The sequence below is a fragment of the Embleya sp. NPDC001921 genome, from assembly GCF_053594475.1.
In genome coordinates this window covers 1-13384 of the sequence record NZ_JBSFEO010000008.1, presented here as the reverse complement: position 1 = coordinate 13384, position 13384 = coordinate 1, and the positions used below count along the sequence as shown (strand labels likewise).

The following is a 13384-nucleotide window of genomic DNA, read 5'->3' as shown; positions in this document are numbered from 1 at the left end:
ACCGGGTCAGGATCTGCACCCGCTTGATCGAGTCGACACCCAGGTCGACCTCCAGGTCCATGTCCGGCGTGAGCATCTCCACCGGATAACCGGTCAGTTCCGCCACGATCGCCAACGCCACGTCCGCGCCGCTCTCCTGGGCCGGAGCCGCGGGAGCCGCGGAGGCCGCGGGCGCCGCGACCGGGGCCGGGGCGGAGGTGAGCGCGGGGGCGGCGGTCGGCGCCGGGATCTGCCGGAGTGCCGGAGCCGCGTGGACGGCGGCGTGTTGCGCCGGGGGCCGGGGCTGGGCCGGGGCGACCTGGGCCGCCGGCACCGGCGGCCGGGCCTGGGTGACCGGGGTCGGCGGGTACTGCGTCACCGCGGCGGGCGCGGGGCTGATCTCCCGGGGGGTCTGCGGCCGGGCCTCCAACGCCTGCGGGGCCGGTGCGAGCGGAGCCGGCGCCGGCATGAGCGCGGGCGCCGGAGCGGGCGCCGGAGCCGTCGCGGCGCGGGGCTCGGCACCGGGCTGCCAGGCCATCAGGCCGTCCAGCGAGGTCTTGGCCAGGTCGAGGTAGGAGGCGTGGCTGGCCGAGGTGGTGCTCTGGTAGGCGCTGTGCGCGTCGCTCGCCTGCCGCTGTACCTCGAGGAAGGCGTGCAGCCAGGCACCGGACGAGGTCACCGGCGACCAGGTGTGCCCGGACGAGGTGACGTCGTGCGTCGTCGCCTCCGCGGCCGGTGCCTCGTAGGTCCGCACCGGCACGGCGGGTGTCGCCTGCGCGGGAACGGGCGCGGGCACCGGAGCCGGGGCGGCGTACTGCGTCACGGCCGCGGGCGCGGTGTACTGCGCCACCGGAGCGGGCGCGGCATGCTGCGCCGCCGGTGCGGGCGCGGCGTACTGTGCCACGGCCGCGGGCGGAAGCGCGGCCTGCGGTGCGGCCTGGACGAGGGCGGGCGGCGGTGTCTGGGTGACGGCCGCGGGCGTCGGCGGCGGCACTTGGCGCACCGCGGCGACCGGCGGGGTCGGGGTGGTCATCGGGTCGGCCGGCCTGAACCCGGCGGCCGACTCGCGTACGGCGGGCGCGGCGGGGGTCGTCTCGCGGTGACCCACATCGGGGTTGGGACCGGAGATAGGGATGGTCATACCCGTCCTTGTTGGCGATGGCGAAGGAGTGTTCGAGGTGAACGAGGCCCACAGCGGGGCGAAGTCCAGGGGGCGTCCGGCGACGGCCAGCGCGCCCAGGACGCGGTGCAGTGCGGTGAGTCCGGATCCCCGGGTCTGGTCCGCGCTCAGCGCGAGGTGCGGACGATCCGCGAGGATCCGACCGACCAGGCCGGTGAGTACCGTGCCCGGCCCGGCCTCGACGAACGTGCGGACGCCGTCGTCGTGCATGGCCAGGATCATTTCGGCGAAGCGCACGGAGGAGGTGACGTGATCGCGCAGCACGGTGCGGATCTCGGGCGCCGTGCCGGGATACGGCTTGGCGTCGGCGTTGCCGTAGACCGGCAGCCGCGGCGCCGTGAACTCGTGTTGTTCCAGGGTGGGCCGCCACCCGGAGGTCGCGGACTGCAGCAGCGGGCTGTGGAAGGCGCACGAGACCGCGAGCCGCTGGGTGGGCAGTTGCTGCTCCAGGGCGCGCTGCTCCACCTTGGCGATCGCGGACTCGGCGCCCGAGACCACGTGCTGCGTCGGGGAGTTGTAGTTGGCGACCCAGGCCCTGCGGATGCCGCGTACCAGGTCGTCCGCTTCCTTGCTGGAGGCGGTGACCGCGAGCATCGCGCCGGAGACCTTGCTCGCGTCGCGCAGGAGTTCGCCGCGGGCGCGGGCCAGCGCCATCAGTGTGGCGTCGTCGTAGACGCCGGCCGCGTGCAGGGCCGAGAGTTCGCCGAAGCTGTGGCCCGCCACGCAGTCGGGCACGAAGCCGACCGCTCCCAGGATCTCCTGGATCATCAACGCGTGTGCGGCGAGCGCGGGTTGCGCGCGCTCGGTGGCCTTGAGCCGCTCGGCGTGCTCGCGCTCGGTCGCCTTGTCCGCAACCGGCGGCGGGAAGACGCTGCGGTGCAGCGGGCGTCCGTCGATCTCGAAGTCGGCCAGCGCGTCCCACGCGGCGAGCGCGCGCGGTTGGTGCAGCACCACGTCGATCCCCATGTCGGGGTACTGGCTGCCCTGGCCCGGGAACAGCAGCGCGATCTTGTCGGTCGAGGCGGCGCCGCACGCGTAGCGCATGCCGGCGGGCGTGTGGAACTCGCCCTGCGGTTCCGCCGAGATCCGGCGTCGGGCGTCGGAAGCCTGGGCCCGAAGGTCGTCCTCGTCGCGGGCGACCAGGCACAGCCGGTGCTTCGCCGCGGCCTCGAAGGCGAGTTGGGTACGGCGCGCCAGGTCGTGCAACGACGCGGTGTCCGCGGTCAGCGCGTCCAGCGCCTCGACCAGCGCGGGACCGGACTCGGCGCCCAGCAGCACCAGTTCGCTCGGCGCGCTGCGGGTGTACGCGTCGACCGCCGGGGCGGATTCCTCGGTGCGGTGCTCCTCGAGCGTGACGTGGAAGTTGGTCCCGCCGAACCCGAAGCTGGAGACCGAGGCCCGGCGCGGGTGTTCGCTGCCCCGGATCCAGGGTCGGGTCCGGGTGCTCAGGTAGAAGGGACCCTTTTCCAGTTCCAGGGCCGGGTCGGCCCGGTCCGCCTTGAGCGTGGGCGGCAGGATCTTGTGGTGCAGCGCGAGCGCGGCCTTGGCCAGTCCGACCGCGCCCGCGGCGGTACGGGTGTGGCCGATCTGCGACTTGACCGATCCGAGCGCGCAGCGCGCGATGTCGGCCGGGTCGCCGGTGCCGAACACTTCTTGCAGGGCGGTGACTTCGGCGGTGTCGCCGGCCTTGGTGCCGGTGCCGTGCGCCTCGATCAGTTCCACCGTCGCGGGGCTGTAGCCCGCGCTGGCGTAGGCCCGGTGCAGGGCCCGGACCTGACCGGCGACGGCGGGGGCGTAGATCGAGGATCCGCGTCCGTCGGAGGAGGTTCCGACGCCGCGGATCACCGCGTAGACGCGGTCGCCGTCGCGTTCGGCGTCGGCCAGCCGCTTGAGCATGACCATGGCCACGGCCTCGCCCAGGAGGGTTCCGTCGGCCTCGGCGGAGAAGGGCCGGCACTCGCCCGACGGGGACAGCGCCGGGGTCTTGCTGAAGCAGGTGAACCCGAACGCGTCACACAGCGGGTCCACGCCACCGGTGATCATCATGTCGGCGCGGCCGAGCGTGAGTTCGTCGATGGCGGCACTCATCGCCGACAGCGAGCTGGCGCAGGCCGCGTCGGTGGTGTAGTTGCTGCCGTGCAGGTCGAAGTGGCGGGCGACACGTCCGGCGATGACGTTGGTAAGCATGCCCGGGAAGGAGCTTTCCTTCCACACGGGATACGAGGCCGAGATCGCGTCGCACAGCTCGTCGGCCTTGGGCTCGTCGACGCCGCGGGCCAACATGACCCGGCGCCAGGTGGGCCGTTGGGACCGGAACGACATGCGAAAGGCCAGTTCGGTGGGGCTGGCGCCGAGGATGATGCCGGTGCGCTCACGCATCGTCTCGGACGGCCCCTCGTCGCCGCAGGCGTCGCGCAGGACGCGTTCGGCGGCGATCAGGCTGAGCAGTTGCGCGGTGTCGGTGGCGTCGATGGTGGACGGCGGGGTGCCGAACGCCAGCGGGTCGAACGCCACCGGCGACATGAACGCCCCGCGCTTGCCGTAGGTCTTGTCCGGGGCGGTGGGGTCGCTCGAGTAGTGATCGCTCACGAGCCAGTGGGTTTCCGGCACGTCTCGGATGAGGTCACGGGCGTGGACCATGTCGCGCCAGAACCCGGCGACGTCCGCGGAGCCGGGCACCAGGGTGCTCAGACCGATGACGGCGATGGGCGGCTGCGAGGGGCGGGAACTCTCGGGCACGGGGCTCCTTGCAGTGGACGGATCAGAGCAGTTCATGGGCGGGGAAGGTGAACGCCTGGGCCGGCAGGTCGACGCCGTGGCTGCGCAGTTGGTGTGCTCGGGTCAGGACCGTCGCGCCCTCCATGAGGTTGCGGGCGATCTGCACCACGGACAGGTTCGCGGGGTCGGCGAGGAAGCCGTCCTTGCGCCAGTCGTTGAACGCGCCAACTGCGGGACCGCACCAGATCTGGTAGTCCACGCTGCGGTCGGCGGTTCCGGTGGTCGCCCAGGTGCTGGACATGCCCAGGTACCAGCGGAACACCAGCGCCATGCGGTGCTTGGCGTCCACGGCCGCCCGGTCGGCCTGCGCGGGTTCCCGGGCGCGCCAGAACTCCTCGGTCTGCGCCCAGACTTGGGCCAGCGGCTGCCGGAACATCTCCCGCTCCAGGCGGGCGATCTGGGCCGGGGGGATCTCCTCCAGTGATTCGTGATCGCGGTAGAGCTGCGCCAGTTTCGCGGCCCGGGCCGCGAACATCGTTCCCCGACTGAGGACTTGGACCTTGGCCCCCAGCTCGAACATGTCGGCCGACGGCGCCATGGCCACGTCCATGGTGTCCGCGGCCTGGAGCATCGTCCGGGCCCGGTCGGAGGTGTCGGCCTCCAGGCTGAGCTGGTTGACCGATCCGGTCACCACGTACGCGGCGCCCATGGCGAACGCGGCGGCGACGGCGTGGGGGGTGCCCAGGCCGCCGGCCGCGCCGATCCTGGTGCGCGGCGCGATGCCGTGCCGGTGGGCGACCGCGTCGCGCAGGGCGAGGATCTGCGGAAGGGCGGTGGACAGCGGCCTGCCGTCGGTGTGCCCGCCGCTGTCGGATTCCACGGTGAGGTCGTCGACCATCGGCACGTGGGCCGCGAGGGCGGCCTCGTCCGCGGTCAGCAGCCCCTCGGCGACCAGCTCTTGCAGCAGGGCCGGCGGCGCGGGGGCGAGGAACTGCTCGGCGACCTCGGGACGCGAGACCTTGGCCATCATCATCCGGGGCCGCTCGACCCGGCCGTCGGCTCGCGCGCGCAGGCCCGCGGCGCAACAGTGCACGAGGGCTCGGGTGACCTCGCTGAAGGCCGACACCGAAACGCACCGCACGCCGTGTCGGATGGCGAGGGCGGCCACCTCGTTCTCCCAGGCGGGCGAGTGCGGGTTGTGGATGATGTTCACGCCCCACGAGGCGTGTTCGGGCAGATCCCGCCGCAGTTCCTCGATCGCCCGCCGGACCGCGTCGATCGGCAGACCGGCTGCGCCGAAGATCCCCAGCAGGTCCGCCCGGGCCATGGCCTTGACCATGGCGACGCCCGCGATCCCCTGGGCCATCTCACCGGCCACATAGGGGAACCGCACGCCGTGATCGGCGGTGAAGGATCTGTCGCCCAGCCATTCGGGGTACAACGGAGGGAGCGTGCCGACGACTTCGCAGCCTTCGACCGGCGCGTCACCGGGCACGGCTACGGTCGCGGAGTCGGACCGACGCCGAACGATCGTGGCCGCGCTCCGCGGTTGGCGAAGCACGGCCAGGAGACCGTCGGCGGTGGGCTCCGAAACTTCACGACGGGGTGATGCCTGCAGTCCGATGGTCATGAACGGTTTCCTGTGGCCTTTCGGAAAGTTGGCCTGACTTCGGTGTCGTCGACGGTCATAGAATCCCGTGCGTTCCGGCCAAGAGGTAGGCCATGTCGACGGGCGTCCGGGAACAGGGCGCGCCCAGGACGCGGCGCGCGTTGCGGTCGTCGAAGACGCGCGTATGGCGAAAGTACGCGGAGAATCCGGCGTAGCTGTGAAAGCGCTGCTCGGCCGGGGAGAGCCGCTCGGGCAGCGCGGTTTTCAGCACGATACGGATGGGCGCGAACTTCTCGAAGAGCTCGATGAGCGTCGTGGCCGCCACGTACTCCGGATGCACGATGTGGTGGGTCTCGACGGTCGTCGAACGGTATTCCGCGGCGATGCCGACCATGGCGTTGGCGGCGTCCTCCACGGGGAGGCAGTTGAGCTGTGCGTCGACCCGTCCCACCATGTGGATGACCGGCCGCAGACCTCGCGGAATCGAAAGTCCGGCGATGCCTCTTTCGATGGTCGACGCGCGCAGCAGTGCGCTGATGGTCTGAAAGGGGTGGGCCGGCAGACCCGGCACCGGCGGGCGATCGGTGAGGAGAATGCTGGGGCGCATGATCAGCGCCGGGATTCCCTTCTCCTCGGACCAGCGGTGCACGAGGGCTTCGGCGTCGCACTTGGACCGCTCGTATTCGTTCTCGAAGCCGTACGTGTCGACGAGGTCGGCCTCGTACACCGTTCCGGATCGTCGTGCGCCCGCCACGAACGCGGTGCTGACATGACAAAACGGCGCGCCGTGGGGGCTCCTCGACGCGATGTCGAGGAAATTTTGCGTCCCGTTCACATTGACGGGCCTGATCGCACGGGCGCCCGTGTTGAGGTCGATGTTGCCGGCGCTGTGGAGGAACATGTCGGTCCGCCGGACGAGCTTTTCCACCATGTCGTCCGGGAGCCCGAACAACGGTTGCGCGATGTCGATCTCGATTTCGTCGGCGCGCCGACGAAACTTGTCGATGAAAGCAGACGACTCCGCCAGTCGACCGAAAGCCTGAGAGGTTCGGTCGATCGCACTTATATCACTGCGACGCGACAGCAGGGTGACGGAACAATTCCGGTTCACAAGTTCACGAATGAGTCGCAGACCGAGGAAACCGGTGCCACCAGTCAATGTAACCCGCAAGATCGTGTGCCTCTTCTCGATGGGAACCGATGACCGGTATTGCGGGTCGATTCTATGCACGGCCGCCCGACCGGAAAGCGCAGGTAACGGGGGTTCGAGTCGGATTCATCATGATGGACCAATTGCCTGCGAACCCGTCCGCGGGTCAATAAATGACACAAACGGACGAACCCGGCACGTATTCGCACACGCATTCCCTCGAACCTCGGTGCGAAGATCCGATTATCGACGTTCGAATCTCGGGATCGGCGTGGTCGGTGTCCGCAATCGCGAGTTGCCGGTCCGCGGCGGGGTAACCTCGCTTCCGGCGCGAGCAGCGATCCCCCGGACATCCCCGTGTGTGCGGCGGACCGCCGGCAACGAAATCCCCCCGTCGACGACCGCCGGCCCCGGACGCCGGCCGTTCGGGACCCGCCGCGCCTCCACCTGATCTCGGTTCACGGGCGACGCCACCCACCGCGCAGGAAACGTCGCCATGGGAGGACATGCAATGCTCGACACAATCCCGGTCCCGCCCCCCGAGCACGAGGTGTCGCACGAGCGCCCGCCCGCCGGCGCGCTGAACCGCCTCGCGGGGTGGTGTGTTCGGCGTCGTCGCTGGCTCCTGGTGGGCGCGATGATCGTCCTGGTGTTGGCCGCCACGGTGGTCGCCGGAGCCAGGGATCGCTGGTCCAACGGCGGGTTCACCGCGACGGGCACCCGGGCTGCCGAGGCCGAGCGTGTCGCCGCCCGCTACGGGGCGAAGGCCGCCGACCTGGTGCTCTACGTCCGCGCCGACACACCCGTCGACGACGCCGCGGTCGCCGAGGCGGGCCGTCGGCTCACCGCGTCGGTCGCGGGACGGCCCGGCGTACGCGAGGCCCAGTCCTACTGGACCACCGGCTCCGCCCTGTTGCGCTCCCGGGACGGACGCGGCGCCCTGATCCGCGTCGACCTCACCGGCAGCGAACGCGACCACGTGGCCACCTCGCGCACCCTGGTCCCGGCCGCCCGCAAGGCCGCCGGCGACGGCCTGCGGGTCAGTGCCACCGGGCCCGCCTGGCTGAACGCGCAGGCCACCGACGAGTCCGAACGCGACCTCAAACGTGGGGAATTGCTGGCCGCGCCGCTGACCATGATCATCCTGCTGCTGGCCTTCGGGTCGCTCACCGCGGCGGCGATCCCGCTCGCCGTCGGCGCGGTCTCGGTGGCCGGCGCCCTGGCCGTGCTGGCAACGTTGACCCTGGTGATGCCGATCACCGTGTTCGCGATCAACATCTGCGCCGCCCTGGGCTTCGCACTGTCCGTCGACTACGCCCTGTTCATCGTCACCCGATATCGCGAGGAACTCTCCCGAGGCGTCGATTCGCGCCGGGCCGTCACCCGCAGCATGGCCACCGCCGGACGGGCCGTGCTGTTCTCCGCGGCGACGGTGGCCCTGTGCCTGTCCGCGCTGTTCGTCTTCCCGCTGGAACTGCTGCGCTCGTTGGCCTGGGCGTCGATCCTGGTCGTGATCATCTCGGCGCTGACCTCCCTGCTCGTGCTGCCCGCGCTGCTGGCCGTGCTGGGACCGCGCCTGGACCGGCTGGACCCGTTCCGCCGGTTCCGTCGCGGGTCCGGGCGTGTGGGCGGCGGCAGTCCGCTCTGGCGTCGGATCGCGACCTTCGCCACCGCCCGCCCGATCCTGTGCGGGGGCACCGCCGCGGTACTGCTCCTGGTCCTGGCCCTGCCCTTCCTGCACGCGCGGTTCACCACCGTCGACGAGAACATCCTGCCGACCCGCTCCGAACCCCACGCCACGGCCAACCTGTTGCGCACGGACTTCGCCGACCCGCCCGAGCGCGTCATCCCGGTCGTGCTGCCCCGGGCGAACGCGGCGACCGACGGCCCGGCGATCGACGCCTACGCCCGACGGTTGTCCGCGTTGCCCCATGTCGCGCACGTGCTCGCCGACACCGGCGACTACCGCGCAGGCCTGCCCGTCCCGGCGCCCCAGTCGCCCTCGCCGTCGGAACCGGCGGTCGACGCGCCGACCCCCGAGGGCCAAACGCGGGTCGTGGTACGCCCGGTCGAGCCGCCGGCGCCGGCTCCTCCCGCCATCGCCGGCACCGTGCTGCGGGTGGTCAGTACCGCCGACAGTCAGGCGCCGGAGACGGTCGCGCTCGTGCACGCGTTGCGGACCCTGCCCGCCCCGCAACCCCACCTGGTCGCGGGCAAGGCCGCGGAGTTGACCGACACCAAGCACACGCTGCGCCAGGCCCTCCCCTACGGCGCGGGCATCATGCTGATCGGCACCCTGGTCATGCTCTTCCTGTTCACCCGCAGCGTCCTGGTGCCGATCAAGGCGGTCGTGATGGGGCTGTTGAGCATCACCGCGAGCCTGGGCGCCATCGTCTACGTCTTCCAGGACGGTCATCTGCGGTGGCTGGTGGGCGACTTCACCACCAACGGGTCGTTGGAGACCACCATGCCGCTGCTGACCCTGGCCGTCGCCTTCGGGATCTCCGTGGACTACGAGGTCTTCCTCCTCGCCCGGATCAAGGAGGAGTTCGTGCGCACCGGGGACAACACCCGCTCGATCGTCTTCGGGATCGAACACACGGGCCGACTGTTCACCGCCGCGGCCCTGATCGTCGCCGCCACCATGGTCGCGCTGACCATGTCCAACGTCACGCTGCTCAAGACCGTCGGCGTCGGCCTCGCGGTCGCGGTCGTCGTGGACGCCACCGTCGTACGCGGCATCCTGGTCCCCGCCCTGATGCGACTGACCGGCCGAGCCAACTGGTGGGCGCCCACGCTGCCCCGGCGTCGCCCCCGCGACACCGGCGCCAAGCTGCCCGACGCACGCACCGAGGCCGCTCCGGAACTGGTCGGCCAGACCGCCGACGCCAAAGGTGAAGGCTCGGACCAACAGACACCCTGACCCCGGCGCGGGATCGGCGCCGCCGCGCCACGGCGCGGCACAGCACAGCACAGCACTACGGCAAGGCGAGGCGAGGCAAGGCAAGGACGCGACCACGAAACGGAGTTGGGTGCGCGTTGGCGGCCCCGCCCCGGACTCCGAGCGTGTCCGAGACCCGAATCGTAATTGCAAGTCGACCGAATCGAAAGGCCGTTCCGGTCATTTGTCGATCGCACCGGCTGTATTACCCCGTTCGGGGGATCGTGTTTCCGGCTCAACTCCCCCGGGGGCATAGAGTTTCCGCGATCAGCCGGCTTTCGCCGAGCGCACCCGATCCCGCCGCCTTTTCGCGCGAGACGAATCGAGAATCGCCTGTGGAATCCATCTGCCGTCCGCTCAGCACTCGCTCTCCACGCCCGGACCTCCTCACGTTCACACCCCGGTCGCAGGCCCCGGTAAGGCTGTTCGCCATCCCCTACGCGGGTGCGGACGCGATGATGTTCGCACCGTGGGTCGAATACCTGCCGGATTCGGTCGAACTGACCGCGGTACGACTTCCGGGACGCGGCGCACGGGCGGGCGAGGTCTCGCTCACCGATCCGGCGCAACTGTGCGCGATGGTCGCGGAACTCGTCCTGGATTCCGACGACGGCCGTCCCTACGTCTTCTTCGGCCACAGCATCGGCGCGATGATCGCCTTCGACACCGTGCGTGAGCTGCGCCGATGCGGCCATCCCATGCCGTCGCTGCTGGCCCTGTCCGCCGTACCCCCGCCCCAGGGCGGCGCGTTCGCGCGGGCGTGCCGACCGATCCTGGTGTCGGACCAACCCTGGCGGCAATTGGGTCTGACCGACCTGCTTCCCCCCGAGGTGTTTCGGGACCAGGGCGCGATGACGGCGTTCGGTCCGCCGATGATGGCCGATCTCCTGTTGGCCCTCCAGCACCAGTACGTGCACGAGGCGCCGCTGGATTGTGCGATGAGTGTCTTCGGCGCTCGGGGCGACACGCTGGTCGCCGTGGAATCCCTGTCGAATTGGCAGGAGCAAACCACGTTGCCCATGCGGCTGCGCACCTACCCCGGTGGACACCTGTACGTGCACGAGGCATTGCCGAGTCTGCTCACCGACCTCTCCACCGATCTGCGCACCACCGTCGGCGCCTTCACCTGAATTCGTGGCGACCGACCCGTCATTCGAATGTCTTCCAGTTTTGGAGTGAGCCCGTGATTCGGGACTACGCAGGACGCGTGTGCACGGTGACGGGGGCCGCCTCGGGGATCGGCCGTGCTCTCGCGGTCGCCCTCGCCGGACAGGGCGCGCGGTTGGCCCTGTCCGACGTGGACGCGGAGGGCCTGGACGCGACCGCGGAACAGGCCCGACACCACGGCGCGAAGGAGGTGTACACCGACGTGGTCGACGTCGCGCGGCGCGCGATGGTGCAGGAGTGGGCGGACACCACGGCGGAGCGCTTCGGCGAGGTCAACCTGGTGGTCAACAACGCCGGTGTGGCGTTGACCGCGAGCGTCGACGAGATGGAGTGGGCCGACTTCGAGTGGATCATGGGTGTCAACTTCTGGGGCGTGGTCCACGGTACGAAATCCTTCCTCCCGCACCTTCGCCGCGCCGCCCCGGACCGCGGCGCCCACGTGGTCAACGTCTCCTCCTCGTTCGGACTGTTCGGCATGCCGAGGCGCAGCGCCTACTCGGCGACCAAGTACGCCGTCCGGGGGTTCTCCGAATCGCTGCGCAACGAACTCCGCCGCGAGGGAGCCGCGATCGGGGTGACCACCGCCTACCCCGGCGGGATCAAGACCTCCATCGTGCGCAACTCGCGTACGGCGCGGGGAACCGACCGGGCCGAGGTCACGGCGATCCACGAATCGTTGTCCAAGACCTCGGCGGAGGAGGCCGCACGGGTGATCCTGACCAGTGTCCGCAAGGGTCGCTCCCGCGTGTGCGTCGGCCTCGACGCGAAGGTGATGGACCTGGGCACGAGGTTGCTGGGTTCCGCGTTCGAACCGGTCGTGCACGCCTCGATCGAACGCGCGACGGCGAAGGTCGTGCGTCAGGCGGCGAAGGACACCGCGGGCACGTTGTCGTAGCGAACACCGCGTCGTCGTAACGAACGCCGCAACGAACTCGGCCTGCTCGATCCGTTCGGATCGAGCAGGCCGATGTCGTCTCCGGTCGCGGGGTGGCGGTGGTTACCGCAGACCACCCCATCCGCCGCCCCCGCCTTCGCCACCGCCGCCACCGCCGCCCCACGGGCCCCAGCCGCCGCCACCGCCACCGCCGTGGGCGTCACCGTGGCCGTAGCCCCAACCGCCGAAGATGCCGCCACCGCCACCGCCGCCGCCGGACTCGCCGTCACCGTGGCCGTGACCGCCCGGCTCCGGGGCGGACGCCGGCCGGTCGGCGACGCCGTCCAGCGCGAACGCCGGTGCGGCGGACGCGGCGCCCGCCAGGAGCACGGCCGCGACGGCCGTGACGGAAGCGCGAGTGAGCCTGCGCATGAAAACCCCTTGCCTTGGAAAGCACCACCTCGGCCGAGGTGGTCGGGTTCATCCTGAACGCAGATCCGTGTGCCGAGGTGCACGGCCGACACCCGAAACGCCGCCGAATTCATGGCTTTTCGGGCATCACCGCTGCTCATCACACCTGCGCCGGATTTTCGGAACCACCCGTACGGACGCAGGCCGCACTGCTGCATTCAGGGGTCAGAGGCAGGTCGGCTCCGGCGCGGGCGCTTCGCGGGCGGACACGCGCTGTTCGCCTTGGGCCGCCTCACCGCGGCGCCCGCCGGTCGGGCGCAGGCGGGACTCGATCGCCTCGATGATCCGCGGGCGCAGTTCCGCGGCACGGATGACCGCGTCGACGGAACCGACCTCGACCGCACGGCGAATGTCATGCACCCGGTCGAACTCGGCTGCCACCTCGCCGAGTTTCTGCGCCCGCACCGACGCGCGCAGTTCGTCGAGTTCCGCGATCAACGCGGCGCGGTCGGCACCACAGGCCGCCGCGACGAGGGCCTCGTGGTCGCGCACACGCGGGTCGGCCGCCGTACGGCGGTTGACCTCCCCGGAGAACACCACGGCCGCGGCCGGCGCGCCGCCGAGGACCGAGGCGAAGGACCCTTCCAGGGCCAGGACGGTCATGTTCGGGTTGAGCGCCTTGGAGAAGACCACGAACGCGCCGCCGTGGTAGCGCGAGATCACGCAGAACACGATCGGACCACGGAAGTTCACGATCGCCCGGCCGATTTCGGCGCCGTACTCCAGTTGCAACTTGCGCATGGACTCGGGTGAGCCGTCGAAGCCGGAGAGGTTGGCCAGCACCACGAGGGGCCGGTTGCCGGAGGCGGCGTTGATCGCCCGGGCGGTCTTCTTCGAGGACTGCGGGAACAGGGTGCCGGCGGTGTAGGTGTCCGGGCCGTCCGTGGGCGGGAAGCCGCGTCGCGGCACCGGCCGCGACTCGATGCCGATCAGACACACCGGCACACCCCCCAGATGCACGTCCTGTACCGCGGAGGTGTCCGCGTCGGCCATGCCCGCCCAGCGCTCCAGCACCGGGTGGTCCTGGTCGGAGAGCGCGCGCATCACGGTCCGGATGTCGAACGGCTTCTTGCGGTCCGGGTTGTGCTCCGCGGAGAAGATCTGGCCGACGGTGGTGAAGTCACTGCCGCCCAGCTCGTGCCTGAACTCGCGGACGTCGCGGTCCACGGGGTCGGACGTCCGCGCCCGCCGCGGCAGTTCCTCGCCGGGTGCCACGTAGGTGTGGTCGTAGTGGGCCATCAGGACGTCGCGGGCGGCGGTGAGGTCGGGTGCCCAGTACTGGGCCTGGCCGTTGG

8 protein-coding genes are annotated in these 13384 nt (G+C 70.9%); 3 read left to right on the top strand and 5 right to left on the bottom strand.

Going from position 1 to position 13384, the window contains the following annotated elements:
• The 3 genes from ACWCPW_RS11580 to ACWCPW_RS11570 form a co-directional block, all read right to left on the bottom strand.
• Positions 1-3898: beta-ketoacyl synthase N-terminal-like domain-containing protein (locus tag ACWCPW_RS11580; protein ID WP_449761356.1), on the bottom strand; the 3898-nt coding region annotated here is incomplete at its 3' end.
• A gap of 22 nt (positions 3899-3920) precedes the next feature.
• Positions 3921-5507: a PfaD family polyunsaturated fatty acid/polyketide biosynthesis protein gene (locus ACWCPW_RS11575; RefSeq protein ID WP_449761355.1), complete on the bottom strand. Its 1587-nt coding sequence runs from the start codon at positions 5505-5507 to the stop codon at positions 3921-3923.
• Positions 5508-5562: 55 nt separating this feature from the next.
• The gene (locus ACWCPW_RS11570) at positions 5563-6645 is read right to left on the bottom strand and encodes an SDR family oxidoreductase (protein WP_449761354.1); all 1083 of its coding nucleotides are present in this window, start codon (positions 6643-6645) and stop codon (positions 5563-5565) included.
• A gap of 502 nt (positions 6646-7147) precedes the next feature.
• Here ACWCPW_RS11570 and ACWCPW_RS11565 point away from each other — a divergent pair.
• From ACWCPW_RS11565 to ACWCPW_RS11555, 3 genes are all read left to right on the top strand, one after another.
• Positions 7148-9559 (top strand): MMPL family transporter, encoded by a 2412-nt coding sequence (locus tag ACWCPW_RS11565; protein ID WP_449761353.1) that lies wholly within the window; start codon positions 7148-7150, stop codon positions 9557-9559.
• Positions 9560-9912: 353 nt separating this feature from the next.
• Positions 9913-10707, top strand: coding sequence for a thioesterase II family protein (locus ACWCPW_RS11560; RefSeq protein ID WP_449761352.1), 795 nt, complete (start codon positions 9913-9915; stop codon positions 10705-10707).
• Positions 10708-10784: 77 nt separating this feature from the next.
• Positions 10785-11639, top strand: a complete 855-nt coding sequence (locus tag ACWCPW_RS11555; RefSeq protein WP_449761351.1) for an SDR family NAD(P)-dependent oxidoreductase — start codon at positions 10785-10787, stop codon at positions 11637-11639.
• 102 nt (positions 11640-11741) lie between these two features.
• On the opposite strand, the gene ACWCPW_RS11550 is transcribed toward ACWCPW_RS11555, so the two are convergent.
• Together ACWCPW_RS11550 and ACWCPW_RS11545 are read right to left on the bottom strand one after the other, a co-directional pair.
• Complete coding sequence (locus tag ACWCPW_RS11550) at positions 11742-12050, bottom strand: hypothetical protein (RefSeq protein WP_449761350.1); 309 nt, start codon at positions 12048-12050, stop codon at positions 11742-11744.
• Between the two features lie 204 nt (positions 12051-12254).
• Positions 12255-13384: carboxyl transferase domain-containing protein (locus tag ACWCPW_RS11545; RefSeq protein WP_449761349.1), on the bottom strand; the 1130-nt coding region annotated here is incomplete at its 5' end.